The 22,629-nt window shown below is 68.2% G+C and carries 22 protein-coding genes and 1 pseudogene; 11 read left to right on the top strand and 12 right to left on the bottom strand.

Going from position 1 to position 22,629, the window contains the following annotated elements:
• Window positions 1–11 precede the first annotated feature (11 nt).
• The 5 genes from U4012_RS02680 to U4012_RS02700 form a co-directional block, all read right to left on the bottom strand.
• Window positions 12–992, bottom strand: a complete 981-nt coding sequence (locus U4012_RS02680) for an aldo/keto reductase (protein ID WP_044843310.1) — start codon at window positions 990–992, stop codon at window positions 12–14.
• Between the two features lie 319 nt (window positions 993–1,311).
• Window positions 1,312–1,986, bottom strand: coding sequence for a MarC family protein (locus U4012_RS02685; RefSeq protein ID WP_321795937.1), 675 nt, complete (start codon window positions 1,984–1,986; stop codon window positions 1,312–1,314).
• 120 nt (window positions 1,987–2,106) lie between these two features.
• Window positions 2,107–2,907, bottom strand: coding sequence for an enoyl-CoA hydratase-related protein (locus tag U4012_RS02690; protein ID WP_321795939.1), 801 nt, complete (start codon window positions 2,905–2,907; stop codon window positions 2,107–2,109).
• A 41-nt stretch (window positions 2,908–2,948) separates the two neighbouring features.
• Entirely contained in the window at window positions 2,949–4,271 is a 1,323-nt protein-coding gene (gene paaK / locus U4012_RS02695; protein WP_321795941.1) for a phenylacetate--CoA ligase PaaK, read from the bottom strand.
• Window positions 4,272–4,330: 59 nt separating this feature from the next.
• Entirely contained in the window at window positions 4,331–5,884 is a 1,554-nt protein-coding gene (locus U4012_RS02700; protein ID WP_321795943.1) for a 3-hydroxyacyl-CoA dehydrogenase, read from the bottom strand.
• Between the two features lie 542 nt (window positions 5,885–6,426).
• On the opposite strand from U4012_RS02700, the gene U4012_RS02705 reads away from it, so the two are divergent.
• Window positions 6,427–7,515: an ionic transporter y4hA gene (locus U4012_RS02705; RefSeq protein ID WP_321795945.1), complete on the top strand. Its 1,089-nt coding sequence runs from the start codon at window positions 6,427–6,429 to the stop codon at window positions 7,513–7,515.
• A 94-nt stretch (window positions 7,516–7,609) separates the two neighbouring features.
• On the opposite strand, the gene U4012_RS02710 is transcribed toward U4012_RS02705, so the two are convergent.
• Entirely contained in the window at window positions 7,610–8,743 is a 1,134-nt protein-coding gene (locus U4012_RS02710) for a transporter substrate-binding domain-containing protein (protein ID WP_321795947.1), read from the bottom strand.
• A 20-nt stretch (window positions 8,744–8,763) separates the two neighbouring features.
• Window positions 8,764–9,534: a hypothetical protein gene (locus U4012_RS02715; RefSeq protein WP_321795949.1), complete on the bottom strand. Its 771-nt coding sequence runs from the start codon at window positions 9,532–9,534 to the stop codon at window positions 8,764–8,766.
• A gap of 12 nt (window positions 9,535–9,546) precedes the next feature.
• On the opposite strand from U4012_RS02715, the gene U4012_RS02720 reads away from it, so the two are divergent.
• Entirely contained in the window at window positions 9,547–9,831 is a 285-nt protein-coding gene (locus U4012_RS02720; RefSeq protein ID WP_321795951.1) for a hypothetical protein, read from the top strand.
• 297 nt (window positions 9,832–10,128) lie between these two features.
• Here U4012_RS02720 and U4012_RS02725 read toward each other — a convergent pair whose 3' ends face one another.
• Window positions 10,129–11,037, bottom strand: coding sequence for a LysR substrate-binding domain-containing protein (locus U4012_RS02725; protein ID WP_044843301.1), 909 nt, complete (start codon window positions 11,035–11,037; stop codon window positions 10,129–10,131).
• A gap of 113 nt (window positions 11,038–11,150) precedes the next feature.
• On the opposite strand from U4012_RS02725, the pseudogene U4012_RS35875 reads away from it, so the two are divergent.
• Both U4012_RS35875 and U4012_RS02735 read left to right on the top strand, forming a co-directional pair.
• Window positions 11,151–11,285, top strand: a pseudogene (locus U4012_RS35875) (2-hydroxyacid dehydrogenase); the annotation flags it as partial.
• Window positions 11,236–11,415: an NAD(P)-dependent oxidoreductase gene (locus tag U4012_RS02735; protein WP_321795954.1), complete on the top strand. Its 180-nt coding sequence runs from the start codon at window positions 11,236–11,238 to the stop codon at window positions 11,413–11,415. The pseudogene U4012_RS35875 and the gene U4012_RS02735, both read left to right, overlap by 50 nt.
• 33 nt (window positions 11,416–11,448) lie before the next feature.
• On the opposite strand, the gene U4012_RS02740 is transcribed toward U4012_RS02735, so the two are convergent.
• Window positions 11,449–12,417 carry a LysR family transcriptional regulator gene (locus U4012_RS02740; protein ID WP_044843298.1) on the bottom strand — a complete coding sequence of 323 codons (969 nt, stop codon included), beginning with the start codon at window positions 12,415–12,417 and terminating at the stop codon, window positions 11,449–11,451.
• A gap of 366 nt (window positions 12,418–12,783) precedes the next feature.
• Between U4012_RS02740 and U4012_RS02745 the strand changes: the two genes are divergently transcribed.
• The 4 genes from U4012_RS02745 (at window position 12,784) to U4012_RS02760 (ending at window position 17,131) form a co-directional block, all read left to right on the top strand.
• Window positions 12,784–13,959, top strand: coding sequence for an HPP family protein (locus tag U4012_RS02745; RefSeq protein WP_321795956.1), 1,176 nt, complete (start codon window positions 12,784–12,786; stop codon window positions 13,957–13,959).
• 116 nt (window positions 13,960–14,075) lie between these two features.
• Entirely contained in the window at window positions 14,076–14,489 is a 414-nt protein-coding gene (locus U4012_RS02750; protein ID WP_124484609.1) for a MarR family winged helix-turn-helix transcriptional regulator, read from the top strand.
• Window positions 14,490–14,519: 30 nt separating this feature from the next.
• The gene (locus U4012_RS02755; protein WP_321795959.1) at window positions 14,520–16,307 is read left to right on the top strand and encodes a chloride channel protein; all 1,788 of its coding nucleotides are present in this window, start codon (window positions 14,520–14,522) and stop codon (window positions 16,305–16,307) included.
• A gap of 491 nt (window positions 16,308–16,798) precedes the next feature.
• On the top strand, window positions 16,799–17,131 hold the full coding sequence (locus U4012_RS02760) for a hypothetical protein (protein WP_321795961.1): 333 nt from the start codon (window positions 16,799–16,801) through the stop codon (window positions 17,129–17,131).
• Window positions 17,132–17,245: 114 nt separating this feature from the next.
• Here the strand turns inward: U4012_RS02760 and U4012_RS02765 are convergent, their stop codons facing one another.
• Window positions 17,246–17,566: a pyrimidine/purine nucleoside phosphorylase gene (locus U4012_RS02765; protein ID WP_006478890.1), complete on the bottom strand. Its 321-nt coding sequence runs from the start codon at window positions 17,564–17,566 to the stop codon at window positions 17,246–17,248.
• A 163-nt stretch (window positions 17,567–17,729) separates the two neighbouring features.
• Complete coding sequence (locus U4012_RS02770; protein WP_044843294.1) at window positions 17,730–18,632, bottom strand: LysR substrate-binding domain-containing protein; 903 nt, start codon at window positions 18,630–18,632, stop codon at window positions 17,730–17,732.
• Window positions 18,633–18,830: 198 nt separating this feature from the next.
• Between U4012_RS02770 and U4012_RS02775 the strand changes: the two genes are divergently transcribed.
• The 3 genes from U4012_RS02775 to U4012_RS02785 all read left to right on the top strand — a co-directional run bounded on the left by U4012_RS02775 (window position 18,831) and on the right by U4012_RS02785 (window position 22,163).
• On the top strand, window positions 18,831–20,015 hold the full coding sequence (locus U4012_RS02775) for a M20 aminoacylase family protein (RefSeq protein ID WP_124484607.1): 1,185 nt from the start codon (window positions 18,831–18,833) through the stop codon (window positions 20,013–20,015).
• 43 nt (window positions 20,016–20,058) lie between these two features.
• A complete protein-coding gene (locus U4012_RS02780; protein ID WP_044843292.1) occupies window positions 20,059–21,378 on the top strand; it encodes an MFS transporter in 1,320 nt (439 codons plus the stop codon).
• Window positions 21,379–21,620: 242 nt separating this feature from the next.
• Window positions 21,621–22,163, top strand: a complete 543-nt coding sequence (locus U4012_RS02785; RefSeq protein ID WP_124522101.1) for a cysteine hydrolase family protein — start codon at window positions 21,621–21,623, stop codon at window positions 22,161–22,163.
• A 63-nt stretch (window positions 22,164–22,226) separates the two neighbouring features.
• On the opposite strand, the gene U4012_RS02790 is transcribed toward U4012_RS02785, so the two are convergent.
• Window positions 22,227–22,629, bottom strand: a 403-nt coding sequence (locus tag U4012_RS02790; RefSeq protein WP_321795966.1) for a porin, incomplete at its 5' end; no start/stop codon positions are given.

A 22,629-nucleotide genomic window follows, 5' to 3' on the forward strand; every position in this document is an offset into this window, starting at 1 on the left:
CGCGGTCGAACTCAGTTGAAGCCGGCTACCGCGTGCGGCACGTAAGGGCCTTCGAGCGTCGCGATTTCATCGTCCGTCAGCTTCAGCTGCAGCGCGCCGAGCGCATCGTCCAGATGATGCGGCTTCGAGATGCCGACGATCGGCGCGGTGACGCCGCGCTTGTGCGCGACCCATGCGAGCGCGACCTGCGCACGCGGCACGTTGCGTGCGGCGGCGATCGCCGCGACGGCCTCGACGACCGCGCGATCGGCACCGGCCGTCGCGTCGTACATCCGCTGACCGACCTCGTCGCTCTGCTGCCGGCCGGACGACTCGTCCCAGTTGCGCGTCAGCCGGCCGCGCGCGAGCGGGCTCCACGGAATCACCGCGATGCCTTCGGCCTCGCACAGCGGCAGCATTTCCCGTTCTTCCTCGCGATACAGCAGGTTCAGGTGGTTCTGCATGCTGACGAAGCGGGTCCAGCCGTTCTGCTTCGACGTATACAGCGCCTTCGCGAACTGCCACGCGAACATCGACGACGCACCGATGTAGCGCGCCTTGCCGGCCTTCACGACGTCGTGCAGCGCCTCGAGCGTCTCCTCGATCGGCGTGCCGTAGTCCCAGCGATGGATCTGGTACAGGTCGACGTAGTCGGTGCCGAGCCGCTTCAGGCTCTGGTCGATGTCCGTCATGATCGCCTTGCGCGACAATCCCGCGCCGTTCGGCCCCGGGCGCATCCGGTAGAACACCTTGGTCGCGATCACGACGTCGTCGCGCTTCGCGAAGTCGCGCAACGCACGGCCGACGATCTCCTCGGACGTGCCGTCCGAATACATGTTCGCGGTATCGAAGAAGTTGATGCCGGCCTCGATCGCGCGCTGGATGATCGGGCGGCTTTCCGCTTCCGGCAGCGTCCACGGGTGGGTGCCGCGCGACGGCTCGCCGAACGTCATGCAGCCCAGCACCAGCTTCGACACGTCCATCCCGGTCGACCCGAATTTCACGTATTCCATCGCTCGCCTCGTCATTGAAGTGGGGTTGCGGCCGGATGCGCGGCCCGGTTCGGTGCACCGGGTACGAACGCCGTGCGCTGCATCGGCCAGACGTCGCATGGTATCGCGCAGCGCGCGAACGCGTAGTCGACGCGACGGCCTGCTGCGGCCGGGTCGCCCAGGAACGCCGACGCGCCGGAACCGCAGCCCAATCCCACTCGAAGGCTTCGACGGCGCACACCGACGCGCCACGCAGCATCCATGATCAGAATGCGCGGCGTGGCGCCGCGCCGGTTGCCGCGTCGACGAACGAACGGATTGCTCGCGAACGACGAACGGCTTACTTGATCTGGTCGGCGAGCGGCTGCAGGAATTCGGAGAAGCCGGTCAGCATGATCTGCACGCCGATGCACAGCAGCAGGAATGCCGACACGCGCTTCGCGACCTTGGTGCCTTCGGTGCCGAGATAGCGGGAGAGCAGCGCGGCACGGCTGTAGGTCAGCCAGATCACGACCGCGACGAGCGCCGACACCGCGATCGACACGATGCTCGACAGCATGAATTCCGACAGCTTGTGCGTGCGGTTCGCGTTCAGTGCGATCGCGGTGGCGATCGAGCCGGGGCCGACGGTCAGCGGCACGGTCAGCGGGAAGAACGCGCGGGTCATGATCGCGTTCGCATCGATCGGCTTGATCGGCGTATCGCCGCCGCCCGCCGGCCCGTCCGGCTCGTTCAGCATCTGCCAGCCCGCGACGGCGACCGCGAAGCCGCCGCCGATCCGCAGCGCTTCCATCGAGATCCCGAAGAAATGCAGCACCGGCGTGCCGGCGAAGAACGCGACCAGCAACACGATGAACGCGTTGAACGCCACCTTCTTCGCGAGCAGGTTGCGCTCGTGCTCGGTCAGCGCCTCGGTGCGTTCGAGAAACAGGAACGCGATGCCGATCGGATTGATGATGCCGATCAGGCCGGTAAAGCCGAACAGGATCTCGGAGATAAGGCGATTGACGATCATCGGGTGCGAAGAAGCGGTCGGGGCTGGGCCGGCGGCGCGCCGGGGGTCACGCATTGTAGAGCAAGCGCCCGCGCGCGAGACGCAAATCGCGCCCCGGGCCCGGCGGGCCGCGCCGCCGCCTTACTCGGCGCCCGGCTCCCAGGCCGGCGGCCGCTTCGCGAAGAACGCGGCGAAGCCCTCCTTCGCTTCCGGCGTCGCCCGCACGCGGGAGATCGTCTGCGCGGTGAACGCCGTGCGTTCATCCGACGGCGGGTACTCGCCGATCGCGTCGAAAAAGCGCTTGATCTCCATCAGCGCGTTCGGGCCGTTGCGGCTCAGCTCGGCGAGCGTCTTGTCGAGTGCGGCGTCGAGCGCGTCGAGCGGCACGGCCTGGTGGATCAGCCCGATCGCGACGGCTTCGGCGGCCGCGAGTTGCGTCGCGGTCAGCGCGAGCCGGCGCGCCTGGCGCTGGCCGACCGCCTCGACCAGATACGGGCCGATCACCGACGGCAGGATCCCGAAGCGGGCCTCGCTGACCGAAAAGCGCGCGTGATCGCTCGCGATCACGATGTCGCAGGCCGCGCACAGGCCGACGCCGCCGCCGAACGCGTGGCCCTGCACGCGCGCGACCGTCGGCTTCGGGCACTGCCGGATCGCCCGCATCATCGCGGCGAACCGCTCGGCGTCGCGCAGGTTCGCGGCCGCGTCGTTCGCGCTCGCGCGCTGCATCCACTGCAGGTCGGCGCCCGCGCAGAACGCGCGACCGTCCGAGCGCAGCACGATCGCGCGCACGTCGTCGCGCCGGCCGAGCGTCGTGAACGCGTCGGTCAGCTCGGCGATCATCGTCTCGTCGAACGCGTTGAGCACGTCGCCGCGCTGCAGCGCGACAGTCGCGATGCCGCGCGCATCGACGCCAACGGCCAGGGTTTTCAATCCATCCATCGAACAGGTTTCCTCGGGGTAGAAACGGGCAACTGCGAAATTCAGGCGGCCTGCCGGCGGTCGATCACGCGCCGGGCCTTGCCGGTCGCGCTCGCGGGAATGCCGCCCGCGGCGAGCACCGTCACGCCGGCCGACACGCCGATCATCGTCTTGATCCGGTGCTGCAGCTCGCGCGCGATCGCCGTGCGCTCGGCGTCGGTCACGCACGCGACGGCCTCGGAGCGCAGCTCGACCGCGAGATCGAGCCGGTCCATGTGGCCGTCGCGCGAAAGCGTGATCTGGAACTGCCCCGACAGCTTCGACTGCGCGACGACGATTTCCTCGATCTGGCTCGGGAACACGTTCACGCCGCGCACGATCAGCATGTCGTCGGAGCGGCCCGTGATCTTCGCGAGCCGGCGCATCGTGCGCGCGGTCGGCGGCAGCAGCGCGGTGAGGTCGCGCGTGCGATAGCGGATCACCGGCATCGCCTCCTTCGTCAGCGACGTGAACACGAGCTCGCCCTCGCTGCCGTCCGGCAGCACCTCGCCGGTCACGGGGTCGATGATCTCCGGATAGAAATGGTCTTCCCAGATCACCGGGCCGTCCTTCGTCTCGACGCATTCGCACGCGACGCCCGGGCCCATCACTTCCGACAGCCCGTAGATGTCGAGCGCGTCGATGCCCACGCGCGTCTCCACTTCCTCGCGCAGCGCCTGCGTCCACGGCTCCGCGCCGAAGATGCCGATCTTCAGCGACGACTCGGCCGGGTCCATCCCTTGCCGCACCATCTCGTCGATCAGGTTCAGCATGTACGACGGCGTGACGAGGATGATCTTCGGCTCGAAATCGCGGATCAGCTGCACCTGCTTTTCAGTCTGCCCGCCCGACATCGGCACGACCATGCAGCCGAGCCGCTCCGCGCCGTAGTGAATCCCGAGGCCGCCCGTGAAGAGCCCGTAGCCGAATGCGTTGTGCAGCGTGTCGCCCGGGCGGCCGCCGGCCGCGCGGATCGAGCGCGCGGTCACGTTCGCCCAGGTATCGATGTCGCGCGCGGTGTAGCCGACCACGGTCGGCTTGCCCGTGGTGCCGCTCGACGCATGCACGCGCACGACCTGCTCGCGCGGCACCGCGAAGAGGCCGAACGGATAGTTGTCGCGCAAATCGTTCTTGGTCGAGAACGGGAATTTCGCGAGATCGGCGAGCGTCTTCAGGTCGTCCGGATGCACGCCCGCCGCGTCGAACGTGCGGCGATAGTGCGGGACGTTGTCGTACGCGTGGCGCAGCGACCACTTGAGGCGCTCGAGCTGCAGCGCCTGCAGTTCGTCGCGGCTGGCGGTCTCGATCGGCTCGAGGGCGGCGGCGGGGTGCGTCGGGTGAGTCATCGGGGTGCTCCTCCAGTGGAGTGATGTCGTTATCGTGATCGGGGTGACGGGGCCGGCGGCTAGCGGAACGTGCGGCCGGCCGCGTGCAGCGCGGCGATGCGCGGCGACACGCGATAGCGGTCCTCGCCGTAGCTCGCCGCCAGGTTCGACAGCACGCGAAACACGCGGCCGATGCCGATCGCATCGGCCCACGCGAGCGGGCCGCACGGGTAGTTCACGCCCTTCTCCATCGCGAGATCGAGATCGGCGGGCGAGCACACGCCCTGGTTCACCGTGTCGGCCGCCTCGTTCGCGAGCATCGCGACGGTGCGCATCGCGACCATGCCCGGCACGTCGGCGATGCCGACGACGCGAAAACCCGCTTGCTGGAACAGCCCGACCGCATCCGCGTAAGCCGCGTCGCTGCACTGCAGCGCGCGCGTCAGCGCGACGAGCCCGGCCTGCGCGTAATCGCGCGCGAGATCGACGAGCACGAGGTCGGCCACGCCGGTTTGCGCGGCGCGCACGGTCGCGGTGCGGCCGTCGGTCAGCGCGATCGACGCGCGGCCGGCCACGGCGAGCAGTTCGTCGGCATGCGCGCCGTTCTGCCGCGCGAGCGCGATGCGTTCGACAACGCGGGCATGCAGCGCGGCGGCCGGGCCGTCCTGCGCGAACAGCACGACGTCGGCCGGCGCATCGCACGGCGGTTCGAACGCGGGCGCGGGCGGCGTCGCGCCGTCCGCATACGAATAGAAGCCGCGGCCCGACTTGCGCCCGAGGAAGCCCGCGTTCACGAGTTCCTGCTGGATCAGCGACGGCGTATAGCGCGGATCGTTGAAGTACGCGCGGAACACCGACTCGGTCACGGCGAAGTTCACGTCGTGGCCGATCAGGTCCATCAGCTCGAACGGCCCCATCCGGAAGCCGCCGGCGTCACGCATCACCGCATCGATCGAGGCCGGCGTGCCGCCCTGCTCGTTCAGCACGCGCAGCGCCTCCGCGTAATACGGCCGCGCGACGCGATTCACGATGAAGCCGGGCGTCGACTTCGCCAGCACCGGCCGCTTGCCCCACGCGGCGGCCGTGTCGTAGAGCGCCTGCGCGACGTCCGGCGCGGTCGCGAGCCCGCTGACCACCTCGACGAGCGCCATCAGCGGCGCCGGATTGAAGAAATGCAGGCCGGCCACGCGCTGCGGCGCGCGCAGCCCGGCCGCGATCGACGTGATCGAGATCGACGACGTGTTGGTCGCCAGCACGCAGCTGTCGTCGACATGGCGTTCGAGCGTCGCGAAGATCTCGCGCTTCACGTCGAGCCGCTCGGCCGCCGCCTCGACGATCAGCGCGGCGCCCGCGAAGTCGGCCAGCGCGCGCACCGCGCGAATCCGGCTGCCGGCCGCGTCGGCCTGCGCCGGTTCCATCCGGCCCTTTTCCGCGAGCCGCGCGAACTGCGCGCGGATGCCGGCCAGCGCCTTGTCGCATGCGGCTTCGTTCAGGTCGTACAGCAGCACCGCATGACCGGCCGCCGCGGCCACCTGCGCGATGCCCGCGCCCATCGCGCCCGCGCCGATCACGCCGACGACCGCCGACGGCGCCAGCGCGCCCGAATTCACCGAATGTGCAGAAGAAACAGCCATCGCTTGCGATCCGTCATGAAGTGGAAGTGCGAGCGATTATAAACCGACCGGTCGGTAGATTTATGTCAGGGCGAGCCCGAATTTGTCGTGCAAGAGACCGTTACGAAAAGCGCAAGAACAAAAAATCGAACGATCGGGGCACTTTTTTGAAACCGAAAGGTCAATGAAAGCGTTCGATTATGAGATGGTGTCCCCCGAACGCCTGATAAAATTCGACAAATCGCCGGATTTCAGGGGGAAACCGCGTGTCACGCCGCTGCCGTCCACCGCCTGCCGTCCTTTCGGGGTCGGACTCGCGCCACCCGCCTGTCGTGACGTACCCGCGCCCCGCCCTCGGCACCCGGTCGCATCGAACCGTTTCATCCAGCGACGGGCTTCGGCCCGCCCGCGCCCCTCGCCGCTTCACGGCGGCGAATCCAGGGCAGCACGGCTCCGCGCTGCCGCCCATCAGCATCATCGTCCACGTTCGGCGGATCATCCGGCCGGGCTTCGTCAACCCGTGACGGCACGTCGCGCGCCGCCACTCGCATAGGAAACCGTCCATGCCGCTCTCGTCCAACCAGCTCCCGCGCTGGACCCTCGTGGCCCCGCTTGCCGCGTGGCTGGTACTCGCGCTGTCGCGCGTCGTGCCGGCCGAAGGCCTCGTCATCGCCGTGTTCGCCGCCGCCCTCGCCGGCGCCGTGTTCGCCGCCGTCCACCATGCCGAAGTCGTCGCGCACCGCGTCGGCGAGCCGTTCGGCACGCTCGTGCTGGCGGTCGCCGTGACCGTCATCGAGGTCGCGCTGATCGTGTCGGTGATGCTCGGCGCCGGCCCCGAGAAATCGGGCCTCGCGCGCGATACCGTGTTCGCCGCGGTGATGATCATCTGCAACGGCATCGTCGGCCTGTGCCTGCTGGTCGGGGCGTGGAAGCACGGCGAGCAGGATTTTCAGGGGCGCGGCGCGAGCAAGGCGCTCGCAGTGCTCGCGTCGCTGTCGGTGCTGTCGCTCGTGATGCCGAACTACCTGAACGCCGCGCCGGGCCCGTTCTTTTCGAAATCGCAGCTCGCGTTCGCCGGCGTGTCGTCGCTCGTGCTGTACGGCGCATTCGTATTCGTGCAGACCGTGCGCCACCGCGACTACTTCCTCACCGAGCACGACAGCGCGAACGAATCAGTGCATGCGGCACCGCCGAGCGGCCGCACCGCGCTGATCAGCCTCGTGCTGCTGTTCGTGAGCCTCGTCGCGGTCGTGCTGCTCGCGAAGCTGCTGTCGCCGGCCGTCGAGCATGCGGTGATGAAGCTCGGCGCGCCGGAAGCGGCGGTCGGCATCGTGATCGCCGCGCTGGTGCTGCTGCCCGAAGGGCTCGCGGCCGTCACCGCCGCGCGGGCGAATCGCCTGCAGACCAGCATGAACCTCGCGCTCGGTTCGGCGCTCGCGAGCATCGGGCTCACGATCCCGACCGTCGCGGCCGTGTTCATCTGGGTCGGCCAGCCGCTCACGCTCGGCATCGGCGCGATGGAAACCGTGCTGCTGTCGCTGACGCTGCTCGTCAGCACGCTGACGCTCAGCCAGGGACGCACGACGGTGCTGCACGGCGTCGTGCATCTGTCGCTGTTCGCGGCGTACCTGTTCCTGTCGGTCACGCACTGATGTAAAGCGGCGCGGGCCCCGGCGGATCCTCTCCGCCGGGGCCCGCGCGCCGCTTCACCTTCCTCCGCTCCACCTTCTTCGCTTCACACCGCCGCTACCGGACCGGAATCACCAGATGCTGGCCGGCCAGGATCAGGTTCGGGTTCGCGAGGTTGTTGCGGCGCTGGATCTCGCGATAGCGCTGGCCGCTGCCGAGCTTGCTCGCCGCGATCAGGTTCAGCGTGTCGCCGGCCTTCACCACGTACGTATGCTCGCCGGACGCGGCCGCGGTCGTCATCGTCTGGTCGCTGACGAAGTACTTGCGCAGCAGGTCCAGATACTGCGGCGACTGCTTGAGCTTCGCGATCGCGGCGTTCAGGTAGATCAGCAGGTCCTGGTCGTCGGCGCGCACGCCGATCTTGTACGCGATGTTCGAGCCGTCGAGCTTGGTCACCGCGAACTTCAGGTCGGTCCCCTTGATCGAGCTGACCGCGAACGGATAGTCGTAGACGAACGCGTCGACAGCACGGCCGTCGAGGCTCTTCGCGATGAATGCCGGATCGGAATCGTCGATCTCGACGAAACGGACGTTCGGATACTGGCGCGTGACGAACGCACGCACGTCCGGGTCGCCCTTCAGGATGCCGACCGTCTTGCCGGCCAGATCGTCCGCCGAGCGGATCGCGGAGCCTTGCCGCACGATCAGCGAATAGCCGAAATCGTCGACGTACGGCACCGAGTAGACCACGCCCGCCGGCGTGTTGTCCGGGAACGTCAGCCCGTCCATCGCGACGTCGACGACATGATTGCCCTTCGCATCGGTGTCGAGCAGTTGCTTCGGCACGCCCGGATACGTGTCGACTTCGTGACGCGTATCGACGACGATCGGCTTGCCGCCGCGCGAGAACGACGGATCGGCGAACAGCAGCCGCGCGAATTCGACGTTGAAGCCGTGCGGCGCGCCCTTGTCCTCGCCGAAGAACGGCTCGCTCGGGTTCTGCACCGAGACCCGCACGATGCCGTTTTCCGCGATCGATTTCAGCGTGCTGGCCTGCGGTGTGAAGCCGGCCGGCAGCACGTTGCCCGACCCCGAGGGCTGCGCGGGCTGGCCTGCGCCGGCCGATTGCGCGGAGGTCGCGCCAGGAGCCGCGTCGTGCGCGGGAATCAGTGTCGACAGGCCGCCCTGGTGGACGATCCATACGCCGACGAGCACCACCAGGAACACGACTGCACCGAGAAGTTTTTTCATGGTTGCGTGCCTGCGGAAAGTTATTGTTGTTTCGACGGCAATGCGGCGGCCCGTGCCGCATCGGGGCCGGGCACGGGGGTGCCGTTCATCACCGCCTGCTGTTGCGCCTGCTTGACCTCGGGGTTGTCCAGCAGCGACGTCTCCATTTCGGAGAACGCCTTGTTCACCGAGCGCATCACCGAATCGACGGCCACGTCGGTCTTGATCTGCTCGAACGTATCGGCCGTCTGCCGGCCCGCGAGCTTGTTCATGTGCTGCGCCGCCTGCGACATGTCCCACATCGCCTTTGCGCGGTCGATCGCCGATGCGAAATTCTTCAGCTCGACCTGCACCTGCTTGTAGCGGCCTTCGCGGAACGCGAGCAGCTGCTTCATCGTGTCGAGCTGCGCGCGAAAGCGTGGCGCGTCGTCCGGATACTGCTTCTCGAACAGCTCGGTCTTGTCCTCGAAGTTCTTCACTTCGGCGCGGAACGCGGTGATGCTGTCCGCGAATTTCTGCGCCGCGTGGCGCTTTTCCGCGAGCTGGTTGATCAGCGTCTCGATCGGATTCGCCTGTGCTTCCTCGACGATCATCTTCACCTTCTGGTTCGCGAACTTCATCGCGACGACCGGCGCGAAATAGATCGCCCCGAGGCCGATCACGGCCGCGGTGACCAGCGCGATCACCCCCTTCAGGATGAACAGCGCGGCCGGTGCCGCGATCGCGACGCCGGCGACGATGATCGCCCATTTGATCAGCCTTGCCTTGCCACTCCCCGAACTGCCGTTTGCTTCATTCGAAAGCTGCGACATGAGTTTCTCTCCTTGAACCTCGAACTGAACTGCGTGCGTGTGCTACGTCATGCTCAATCGAAATGCTTCGGACTCCAGTGGCGCCGCGCGCGCGGGGCGGTCGGCGCCACGATGCGTGGACGCGTGGCGGCGGCGTCACGAGACACCGGTGCAGGCGTCATGCACGATACGATATTCAGGTGCGGCGGGCTGGCGCGCGACACGGCGGCGCCGATCGGCACCGTTCATCGGCGCGGCCAGCGCGCGGACGGGAAAGTGTACCGACGCACGGTACGAAACGGGATGACGGATACGTGACGCGACGGGCGTCGGGAGGATCGTGGTTCCGGCGGGCCGGTGGCTGCGGCGCCGGGATTCCGGTACGAGTGCGTGAAGGCTCATCGTTGTTCTTGTGCGCGTCGCTGATGCGGGAACGCGCGGCCAGCGCGCCCCGCTCCAAATGCACGCACGTATCCTGCGCCGACCGGCATGCAGCGTCAAGCGGTCGGCGCGATGCGTTGCCTTTCGCGAGCGCACGCGTGCACGACGCGTCAGCTTTCGGAACGGTAAGGATGTTGCCGACGCAGCGATTCGCCGCGCTCGGTCCGACTGCCTCTAAACGACGCCGCCGTCCGTCCCTTCCGTCAGAAACTGCTCGACCATCGCGTTGAACACCGGCAGCGCCGGATTGTCGTTGTCCGCTCGCCACGCGAGATACAGCTCCGCCGCGACGTCGACGTCCGCAAGCGGCCGGAACACCACGCCGTCCACATGCAGCTCGCGCGCCGACGCCGGCACCAGCGCCGCACCCAACCCGGCACGCACCAGGCCGAGGATCGTATGCGTCTGCCCGACGTAATGCAGGTAGTTCGGCAAGCGCCCGGCGCCGGCGAACATCCCCGAGATCATGTCGTGGAAGTACTTGCCTTCGTTCGGCGAATACGCGATGAACGGCTGCCGGTCGAGCTGGTCCGGGCCGATCCGCTCGTACGCGGCCAGCGGCGCGCCCTGCGCGACCGCGACGAGCATCGGCTCGCGTTGCACGAGCCGGTATTCGAGCGGATGGCGCGCCGCGCGCTGGCGCACGAAGCCCGCATCGAGCATGCGCGACGCCAGCGCGTCGATCTGCACCGTCGACACCATTTCACGCAGTTCGACGTCGACGTCGGGCAGCGCGTGCGCAGCATGCGCGAGCAGCGCCGGAATCATCCGGTACGCGCTGACGGCCGTGAAGCCGAGCGTGATGCGGCCGGCCCCGCCATGCGCGACGCGCTGCGCGGCCTGTTCGGCCCGCGCGGAAAACTCGAGGATGTGCCGTGCGTCGCGCAAGAAGCGCTCGCCGGCCGCGGTCAGCCTGACCTGCCGGCTGCTGCGTTCGAGCAGCGCGATGCCGAGCGCGTGCTCGAGCAACTGGATCTGCCGGCTGAGCGGCGGCTGCGTCATGAAGAGCCGCCTGGCCGCGCGCCCGAAATGCAGTTCCTCGGCCACGGCGACGAAGCAGCGAAGCTGGTTCAGTTCAATCATTCAAATCTTGAATCAATTGATAGCGTCTTGATGTTAGACCGATATCGATTCGATTCCTATACTCGGTTGCACCTGATGCGCGGCCCGCGCCGCGCACGCCGACCGAGACCCTCATGACCATCGACCTTCTGCTCACCCAGCCGCTTCCCGACACCATCGACGCCGAACTGTCCGCCCGCTACGCGGTGCATCGGCTGTATGCGGCCGACCAGCCCGACGCGCTCGCCCGCGCTCCGCAGCAAAGGATTCCTGATCAACGTCGCGCGCGGCAAGCTCGTCGACGAAGCCGCGCTCGTGCGCGCACTCGCGGACGGCACGATCGCCTACGCGTGGCTCGCCGGCCGCTTCGAACGGATTCGCGTCACGCCGGACGCGTGATACCGGGCGCCGCCGGGCGTGCGACCGGCGGCATCAGGCGCGCTGGCGGCTGCCCGGCATCGGCTCGACCGCAAGCCGGTCGAGTTCGCGCAGGTCGTTCTCCAGCGCGGGCGTGAGCGTCGTGCGCAGATGGTCGAGGAAGGTGCGGATCTTCGCATCGAGATAGCGGCGCGTCGCATAGACCGCGTACACGCTGACGGTCTGCAACCGATACTCGGGCAGCACGCGGATCAGGCGCCCCGCGCGCAGGTCGTCGAGCACCGTATACAGCGCGACGCACGCGATGCCGCGCCCCGCCCGCACCGCGACGCACAGCGCATCCGGCACGTTGACCTGGAACGGTGCCGGCTGCAGTTCGTAGACCGTCTCCTCGCCGTCGTCGCGCTCGAGCCGCCACTCGCTGGCCGGCGATGCCGGCGTATCGAGGCGCAGGCACACGTGGTTCGGCAGGTCGTCGGGCGTCTTCGGCGTGCCGTGCCGCGCGAGATATTCGCGCGACGCGACCAGCACGCTGCAACTGGTGCCGCAGGTCTGCGCGACGTAGCCGGAATCGGGCAGCTGCGACGCGGTCACGATCGACACGTCGTAGCCTTCCTCGACGAGATTCGGCATCCGTTGCGCGAGCGTCAACTCGACCGACACGTCCGGGTTGTCTTCCTGGTAGCGCACGATCGACGACACGACATGACTCTGCCCGAGCCCCGTCATCGCATGGATCCGCATCTTGCCGCTCGGCCGCAGCAGCGCGTTGCGGGCCTCGGCGTTCGCGTAGTCGAATTCGGCGAGGATCGATTTCGCACGCTCGAAGTAGCGCTCGCCGCTTTCGGTGAGGCCGAGATGGCGCGTCGTGCGATGCAGCAGGCGCGTCTGTACGTGGGCTTCGAGGTTCGACACCGCGCGCGACACCTGCGCGGTGGTCGCATCGATTTCTTTGGCGACCGCGGTGAAACTGCCGGCTTCGACAACGCGCACGAACAGGCGCATGTTTTCGAGCATGTCCATTGAATTGGCTTGGGGAGTGTCGGTGGGGAAACGTCGGCGGCGCTCGCGTCAGACGGGAATCGGGGCGTGCGCGCGAACCACGCGCAAGCGATCACCATGCCGGGGAACGGGCGGGAGAGCGGGCATCGCGTGCGTGGTTGTGGCGTATCGGGGAATTCGGTGGCCCGAATTGTACGCCGCTGCAGACAAATTTGCGCGGTCGCAGGGCAGTCAGGCTTTCATCCGATGAAAGGTTCCTGCAAGACGGATGCGGCGCGCGCAGGCAACGCGTTGATGCAGCGCGACAATTTATATCACGACGCGATATAATTCTCGACGTCCTCGCGCTGCGTCATGCGCATCGTCATGTTTACCGCTCAATCGTCCATGTCGTCAGGCTCCTCCCCGTCGCGCCGCACCTTCCGCCAATGGCTGCACAGCTTCATTCCCCATCCGATGACGCTCGGCTGGCGCGAGCGCATGCGCTCGTGCGCGGGCGCGCTCGTCGGGATCGCGACGGTCGGCGTCACGATGCGGCTGCTGCCCGGCGTGCCGGGCCTCGTGCCGCTGCTCGTCGCGCCGATGGGCGCGTCGGCCGTGCTGCTGTTCGCGGTGCCCGCGAGTCCGCTCGCGCAGCCCTGGTCGATCATCGGCGGCAATCTGGTGGCGGCGACCGTCGGCGTCGCCTGCGCGCAGTGGATCGCCGATCCGATCACGGCCGCCGCGGTCGCGGTCGCCCTCGCGATCGGCGGCATGTTCGCGCTGCGCTGCGTGCACCCGCCGTCGGGCGCGGTCGCGCTGACGGCCGTGCTCGGCGGCCCGGCGATCCACGCGCTCGGCTTCCGCTTCGTGGTCGAGCCGATCGCACTGCAATCGGCGATCCTGCTGTCGGCCGCGCTCGTGTACCACGCGCTGACGGACCACCGCTATCCGCACGGCGGCGTGCGCCACGACGCGAAGCCGCAAGGCGGCAGCGCCGCGCCGGCACGCGGCGGCTTCACGCGCGCCGATCTCGACGCCGTGCTGAAGCGCCGCGGCGAATGGCTCGACGTCGACCCGGACGACCTCGAAATGCTGCTGCGCGAAACCGAGATGCAAGCCTATGCGCGCACGTTCGGCCAGCTCACGTGCGCCGACCTGATGACGACGAACGCGATCGAAGTCGCGCCGTCGACGTCGGTCACGGCCGCGCTGACGCTGCTCGACCGCCATCGCGTGAAGGCGCTGCCCGTCGTGGACGGCAGCGATCGCCTGGTCGGCATCGTCACGCGCGCCGACCTCACGCGCCCGTTGCGCCGCCCGGCCCCGCTGTGGCGGCGGCTGGCCGCACAGCTGCCGCAATCGTTCGGCGGCCGGCCGCCCAGCGTCGCGACCGTGATGACCCGCGACGTCGCATCCGTGCCGCAGACCATGCCGATCACCGCGCTGGTGCCGCTGTTTACGCATTCGGGCCATCACCACATCCCGGTCGTCGACGCATCGCGCCGGCTCGTCGGCATCATCACGCAGACGGATCTCGTCACCGGCCTGTACCGGCAGACGCAGATGCTCGAAGCCGCGTAACGCGGACGCTCAACGGGCCGACGACAGCGCAATGGATCCATTTCGCCGAAATTCGGCCACTTATATCATATTGTGATATATTTCGCGTTACCGAAACTGCTGCCCGACCGACCGCAATGACCGATACCCGACGCGCGCTGACCAAAAGCGATTTCCAGCAACTGTCCGAGTTCCGCTACCAGATGCGCCGTTTCGAGCGCTTCTCCGAACGCGCCGCGCAAAGCGAAGGCGTGACGCCGCTGCAGTACCTGCTGCTGCTGCACATCAAGGGCTATCCGCACCGCGAATGGGCCACCATCGGCGAACTCGCGGAACGCCTGCAGGCGCAGCATCACGGCGTCGTTGCGCTGGTGACGCGCTGCGAGGCGCTCGGGCTCGTGAAGCGCAAGACGAGCGAAGCGGACCGCCGGCAGGTCGAGGTCCACCTCGAGGAAGCCGGCGAGACGCTGCTCGCCCACCTCGCGGCCATGCATCGCGCGGAACTGAAATCGCTCAAGGGCACGTTCCAGGTTCCGCAGATCAATAACTGACCCAGGCTTTACCGACCTATCCTCACGCCGATGAACGCACCGCACAAACGCGACTTCTCGACCAACGAACGCCTGCCCAGGATCGCGTTGCTAGCGGCCGGGATCGGCTTGCTCGGCACGCTGGCGGCGTTCGTGCTGTCGAGCCTGATCCACCTGTTCACGAACCTGTTCTTCTTCCGGCAGTTTTCGTTCGCCGACCGTTCGCCCGCGCACCACACGCTCGGCGCATGGGTGATCGTCGTGCCGGTGATCGGCGGGTTGATCGTCGGGCTGATGGCGCGCTTCGGTTCGGAGAAGATCCGCGGCCACGGCATTCCCGAAGCGATCGAGGCGATCCTGTTCGGCAAGAGCCGCATGTCGCCGAAGGTCGCGATCCTCAAGCCGCTGTCGTCGGGTGTCGTGATCGGCAGCGGCGGCCCGTTCGGCGCCGAAGGCCCGATCATCATGACGGGCGGCGCGCTCGGCTCGCTGATCGCGCAATGCGTGCACGTGACCGCCGCCGAGCGCAAGACGCTGCTCGTCGCGGGCGCGGCCGCCGGCATGACCGCCGTGTTCGGCACGCCGGTCGCCGCCGTGCTGCTCGCGGTCGAACTGCTGCTGTTCGAATGGCGTCCGCGCAGTTTCCTGCCGGTCGCGCTCGCCTGCGCGGTCGCCGGTTTCGCCCGCGCCGTGTTGTTCGGAGTCGACCCGCTGTTTGCGCTGACCACGGCGCCGCCGACGCCCGTCGCGCTGCTGTCGTGCATCGTCGCGGGCCTGCTGTCGGGCGCGCTCGCGTGCGGCCTGTCGGCCGCGCTGTACCGCGTCGAGGACACCTTCGCGAAGCTGCCGGTGCACTGGATGTGGTGGCCGGCGCTCGGCGCGATCGTGATCGGCATCGGCGGCTGGCTCGAGCCGCGCGCGCTCGGCGTCGGCTACGACGTGATCGGCGACCTGCTGCACCAGCACATCGCGCTGAAGATCGCGCTCGCACTGCTGACCGTGAAGGCCGTGATGTGGGTGATCGCGCTCGGCTCCGGCACGTCCGGCGGTGTGCTCGCCCCGCTGCTGATGCTCGGCGCGGGCCTCGGCACCGTGCTGTCGCCGGTACTGCCCGGCGGCGATCCGGCGCTGTGGCCGCTCGTCTGCATGGCCGCGACGCTCGGCGCCACGCTCGGTGCGCCGCTGACCGCGATCGTGTTCGCGTTCGGCCTCACGCACGACGCGAACGCGCTGCTGCCGCTGCTCGCGGCGACGCTCGTCGCGCACGGCTTCGCGACCGTCGTGATGAAGCGTTCGATCATGACGGAAAAGATCGCGCGCCGCGGTTACCACATCTACCGGGAATATGGCGTCGATCCGCTCGAACGCCATGACGTGGCCGAGGTGATGACGCCGGCCGACGATCTCGTCTCGATCGACGGCGCCACGACGCTCGACGCCGTCGAGTCGCAGTACTTCGGCGCGAAGCAGACGCACCGTGCGTACCCCGTCGTGCAGAACGGCCGCCTGCTCGGTCTCGTCGATCGCGCGACGCTCGACGCGCAGCGTGCGCAAGCCGGTCCCGGCGCGGCGCTCGCGAACGCGTTCATCGATCGTGCGCCGGCCGTCGCGCACGCGCACGAAACGTGCCGCGTAGTCGCGTCGCGGCTCGCGATGCTCGGCCTCGAACGCCTGCCGGTCGTCGACGATCCGCAATCGCTGCGCATCATCGGCATCGTGTCGCGCAGCGATCTCATCAAGCCCGCGCTCCAGCACTTCGACGACGAACACAAGCGCGAACGCTTCCGCCCGGTCGTACCGGTCAACCTGCGCGACGCCGGTGCGCGCAAGGCCAGCTGATACGTACCGCGCGCTTCACCGTCCCCCGCCGTTCCGGATCGGCGCGCACCCTGCGCGCCGGTTCGCATTCCGCCGCGTCGGCGTTTAAACTTGGTTGACAATTCATCGGACGAAAGTTTGTCATCATGGTGCTCATGCGACGGGGCCACCCTTTCAGCCATTCCACTTCGTCATCCAATAAAGAAGCGTCGCGGCGCGACATGCAGATACATGCAGCACGCCGCGGCCGTCAATCCGCCACACCACAGGGCAGCGAGCCGACCTCACGACGCATGACGTCGTCACCGCGTCCCCGCCTCCACGCGGGCCGTGCGCGACCCATGCCGCATCGCAACAGAACGGACAGCATCCGGATTGTCGTTTGGCAAGCGTGTTAACAACTTGTTTCGGAATCGCCGGAACCGCATTTGTCCGATGCAATCTCACAAGAACGCAGTTCAAGTTCTGCTGCGCATCCCGCTCAATCAATCACGACTCGAGGGAGATAAAACGTGAACGTGAAATACTTACCGCTCATCGCATTGACCGCGGCAATTTCGGCACACGCAGCCGATCCGGCCATGCAGAACGTGGGGCAAAGCCAGAAGTCCGCGGAGGACGTGTCGGCGTGCATCGCAAAGACCTGGGCCGACAAGTCGCAGCAACAGGTGGTCACGCAGAACGTGCTCGCCAACGGCCTCGCGACCGATGTCTACGTACCGGGCCAGCAACCGCCGAACGGCGCGGCCGCGATGGTTCGTCCGGCGTCGAAGCCGGGCGCGAAGACGTGGGTCGGCATGCGTGGCGACGCCGCTTCCGCGGGCGACATCAACGCCTGCCTGTAAGCTCCGCGCCGGACGGCAGCGCGCCGTCCGCATACGAGAAAGCCCCGCTTCGGCGGGGCTTTCCGCTTTCAGCGCGCCGGCCGCGCGCATGCGCCGCGGCCGGTGCTCATGCGCTTACAGGTAGCTGCACACGTAGTCGAGCGTCTCGAGCACTTCGATGTCGAAGCGGCTCTTGCCCGGCACCGAGAACGACTCGCCGGCGCCGTAAGTTTGCCATTCGCTGCTGCCGTCGAGCTTCACGCGGCACTTGCCGGCCTGCACTTCCATCAATTCGGGCGCGTCCGTGCCGAAGTTGAGCGCGCACGGCAGGATCACGCCGAGCGTCTTGCGCGTGCCGTCCGGGAAGAGCACGGTATGCGACACGCACTTGCCGTCGAAATAGACGTTCGCGCGCTTGACGACCGATACGTTGTCGAATTGGGTTGCACTGGTCATGTGATGCCTCTGATTGCTGGATGCCGGATGGCGTGTTGTCGGAAGCCGGCCGGAACGGCGGGCCGGCCGCTATGATACCGGCTCGCGGCGAGCGCGCCGCGAGCGGGAATGGTCCGCGGTGCGCGGCAGATGTTCAGGATCACTACGCGATGCATTGCCCGACTCATCGGAGCCCCTTGCGCCGCGCGGAATCGCGCAGGCAGTCGAGCAGCATCGACGCGGCCGGCGTGAGCGGGCTGTCGCGACGCGTGACGACCTGCACGGACACGCCGGGCAGCCGCTCGCGGATCGGCAGCACCGCGAGCTGGTCGCGCGCCCACTCGCCCTGCAGCAGCTGTTCGGGCATCGACGCGATCAGGTCGCAGCCCGTCATCAGGCTGTGCGCGAGCCCGAAGCTCGGGCATTCGACGACCCGCTGCGGCACCGGCAGCCCGTACGCGACGAACGAGTTGAACAGCACCTGGGTCGAGCTTTCCGGCGACGGATTCATCAGCCAGTCGGCCTCGACGAGATCGGCCAGCGACGTGGCCGATGCGAGCGGATGCCCCTTGCGCGCGACGATCAGCGATCGGCTCGCATAGAGTTCCGCGTGGTCGAACTCGGCCGCCAGCAGTTCGGGCACGACGACGGCCACCGCGAAATCGAGCGAGCCGTCGTGCAGCCGCGGCAGCGCGACGCCGGGAAACCCTTCGATCAGATTGACGCGCGCGACCGGAAAGCGCCGCCGGAACGCGCGAAACGCGTCGGGCAGGATCGTCACCGCCGCGGCCGGCGTGATCGCCGCCGCGACCGAGCCCGTCATCGCGCCCTGCGCCTGCTCGATGTCGTCGCGCGCCCGCTGCATCTCGGCGACGATCAGCCGCGCGCGCACCTGCAGCTGCTGGCCGAACGCGGTGAGTTGCACGCCGCGCGCGGTGCGCACGACGAGCGACACGCCGAGCGCGATCTCCAGCTCCTTGACCGCCTTCGTCAGCGCCGCCGGCGACACGTTCAGGCGCCGCGCAGCCGCGCGGATGCTCCCTTCGTCCGCGACGGTGACGAACGCTTTCAGCTGATGGTATTTCATGGCGGCATGCGTGATTCGTGGAAACCCGACGCCCGGCCACGTGCAGCGGCTCAGGGTATTCCCGAGCGGCAACCGGTGGTGAGCACCAAAGCAATTTAGCAGCTTCTGGTACCCGACAGAAATTTATATGCTTGGCCGTCATATGCGCGTCAAACGCCCACCGGCCCCACCTGCCTCACCTGCTCCACAGGAGACACCATGCTGCAAGCCGTGAACCCCGTCATCCCCGGCATCGCCGCGATCGCTCCCGACCTGATCGACGTGCGCCGCCGCATCCACGCGCATCCGGAGCTCGCGTTCGAGGAAACGCTGACCAGCGATCTCGTCGCCGAGTTGCTCACGGGGTGGGGCTATGAAGTGCATCGCGGCATCGGCAAGACGGGCGTCGTCGGCGTGCTGCGCGAAGGACAAGGCACGCGCACCGTCGGCCTGCGCGCCGACATGGACGCGCTGCCGCTCGCCGAAGCCACCGGCCTGCCGTACGCGAGCCGCCACGCAAACAAGATGCATGCATGCGGTCATGACGGCCACACCGCGATGCTGCTGTGCGCGGCGCGCCACCTCGCCGCCACGCGCCAGTTCTCCGGCACGCTGAACCTGATCTTCCAGCCGGCCGAGGAAAACTTCGGCGGCGCGAAATCGATGATGGACGACGGCCTGTTCGAGCGCTTTCCGTGCGACGCGATCTTCGCGATCCACAACATGCCGGGCCGCGCCGCCGGCGACATGGCGTTCCGCGCCGGTGCCGCGATGGCGTCGGCCGACCGCGTGACGATCACGCTGCGCGGCGTCGGCGGACACGGCGCGATGCCGCACTTCGCGCGCGACCCGATGTCGGCCGCGGGCAGCATCATGGTCGCGCTGCAGACGATCGTCGCGCGCGAGGTCGATGCGCAGCATGCGGCCGTGATCACCGTCGGCAGCGTGCAGGCCGGCGAGACCTTCAACATCATTCCGGAAACCGTCGTGATGAAGCTGTCGGTGCGTGCACTGGACGCCGACGTGCGCGCGCTGCTCGCACGCCGGATCGAGGCGCTCGCGAAGGGCCAGGCGGAAAGCTTCGGCATCACGGCGGAAGTCGACTACGACTACGGCTATCCGGTCCTCGTGAACCATCCCGAACCGACCGCATTCGCAGCCGACATCGCCCGCCAGATGCTCGGCGCCGATCGCGTCGAAACCGAAGCCGCGCCGCTGATGGGCAGCGAGGACTTCGCCTACATGCTCGAAGCACGCCCCGGCTGCTATGCGTTCATCGGCAACGGCATCGGCAGCAAGGGCGGCTGCATGGTGCACAACCCCGGCTACGACTTCAACGACGACATCCTCGCGATCGGCGCGAGTTACTGGGTCCGCGTCGCCGAAGCCTGGCTCGCGGCCTGACGGCCCTTCATCACGCAGTTCCGCGCCTTAGCAGGGGAACCTCATGGAAACGTCCGCCCTTCCGTTCGCCGGCTCGCCGGCCGATGCCCGCGCCGCCGCGAAGAAACGCCGCCTGATCGCGGCCGCCGCGGTCGGCAACGCGCTCGAGTTCTACGACTTCACGGTCTACAGCTTCTTCGCAATCCTGATCGGCAAGCTGTTCTTCCCGGTGCACTCGTCGTTCGGGCAATTGATGCTCGCGGTCGCGAGCTTCGGCGTCGGCTTCGTCACACGCCCGCTCGGCGGCCTCGTGATCGGCATGTATGCCGACCGCGCCGGCCGCAAGAAGGCGATGATCCTGACGCTGTTGCTGATGGCGCTCGGCACCGCGACGATCGCGATCGCGCCGACCTTCGCGCAGATCGGCCTCGCCGCGCCGCTGCTGCTCGTGCTTGCACGCCTGCTGCAGGGGTTCGCCTCGGGCGGCGAAGTCGGCGCGTCGACGACGTTGCTGCTCGAACAGGCGCCGCAGCACCGCCGCGGCTTCTACGCGTCGTTCCAGTTCTCGAGCCAGGGGCTCGCCGCACTCGCCGGGGCGCTCACCGGCGTCGCGCTGACGTCGACGCTCAACGCCGCGCAGCTCGAGAGCTGGGGCTGGCGCGTGCCGTTCATCATCGGCACGCTGTTCGTGCCGCTCGGCTACTGGCTGCGCCGCACCGTCGAGGAAGTGCCGGCGGCAACGCCGGCCGCCGCGCACGACGAACCGGTCGCGTCGCTGCCGCTCGCCGACGTGCTGCGCCATCACGGCAAGGCCGTGTTCGCCGGTCTCGGCGTGACGATCGGCGGCACGTCGATCCACTACATCATCGTGTTCTACATGGCGATCTACGGCGTGCAGGTGCTGCACCTGCCGACCTGGCTGTCGATGACGGCCGGCTGCGTCGCCGGCGCGATCCTGATGCTCGTGACGCCGATCGGCGGGCACCTGTCCGATGTGTTCGGCCGCAACCGGATCGTCTGGTGGACGCGCATCGTGCTGATGGCCGCGATCTATCCCGCGTTCATCGCGCTGAACCGCTGGCCGGGCGCCGCGTCGCTGCTGTCGATCATCGCCGCGCTGTCGATCGTGCACGCGATCAACATCGGCGCGACGGGTGCGATGCTCGGCGAGCTGTTCCCGCGGGCGGTGCGGGCGACCGGCGGCGCGCTCGTGTACAGCGTGGGCGTCGCGATCTTCGGCGGCTTCGCGCAGTTCTTCGTCACGTGGCTGATCGCGGCGACCGGCAATCCGAATGCGCCCGCGTGGTATGCGATCGGCTGCGGCGTGCTCACGCTGCTCGCGATTCGCTGCATGGACGAGAAGGCCGGGAAGGCGCTCGATTGAGCGGTGGCGGCGTGGGACGTGCGACACGTCATTGACGCAGCGAACGCGCATCGTGCATGATCGCTCCATGCACGACGCCACGATCACCCTTTCGACGACTACGCGCACGACCGCCTTCGGCGGGCCCGTGCGGCGAGTGCGCGCAAGGTCGTAGCGCCCTTCACCGATTTCCACAGGCCCCGCCGGTTCCGGACGGGGTCTCGTCGTTTCTCCGTCCGTATCGGCCACTCAGGAGAAACGCGATGTCCGAAGCCCCATCCCCGAAACGTGCGCTGCTCGTCGTCGACATGCAAGTCGGGTTGTTCCATGGCCCCGATCGTCCGCATGACGGCGAACGCGTGCTGGCCAACGTCAACCGGCTGATTCGCCGCGCGCATGAAGCCGGCGCGCCCGTGTTCGCCGTGCGCCACACCGGCCCGGCGGGTTCGCCGATCGCGCCCGATGCACCGCTCGCCGCATTGCTGCCGGCGCTCGCGATCGATACGGCACGCGACATCGTGTTCGACAAGACCCGGCCGAGTTGTTTCGCGGGCACGCGGCTCGCCGAATGGCTGCACGCGGCCGGGATCGGCGAGATCGTGATTGCGGGGATGAAGACGCAGTACTGCATCGACACGGCGTGCCGCGCGGCCGCCGATCTCGGCTTTCGCGCCGTGCTCGTCGCCGATGCGCATACCTGCATGGATACGCCCGCGTTGCCGGCCGAGCGGATCGTCGCGCATCACAATGCGACGCTCGGCGGGCCGTTCGCGACGTTGACGACGACCGAGGCGTGCGGGTTCTGACCGGCAACGCGTACGGCACGCCGCACGCCGGCCCCCGTAAACGCAACAAGGCACGGGCCACCCTCACCCGTGCCTTGCGTGCGCGACGCCCCGCTCAGACGTATGCATCATCCCCACATACGCGCCCGTCTGCGACTCGCCCGTCATCGGGCTCGTGCCCGACGTCGCATCACGCGGCGACGCGAGCAGCGAGAAGTTCGAATTCCCGCCGTTGCGCACGTACGCGACGGTGCCGTACAGGAACGTCCGCTTCGACAGGTTGTACGTCGTGCCGAGCACGTACATGATCGCGTGGCCCGACGGATCGTGCGCCGCGTCGCCGCCGCCATCGCCGACCTTCACGTAATACCCGCCGCCCGTCACCGCCCACTGCGGATTGGCCGTATAGGTCGCGCCGAGCCAGTAGTGATCGGCGCGATCGGCGACGCCCGCCGGGCTGTCCGGCGCCTGGTAGTGCGTATACGCC

Origin of the sequence: Burkholderia sp. BCC1988, from assembly GCF_905339895.1 — a bacterium.
Lineage (GTDB): Bacteria > Pseudomonadota > Gammaproteobacteria > Burkholderiales > Burkholderiaceae > Burkholderia.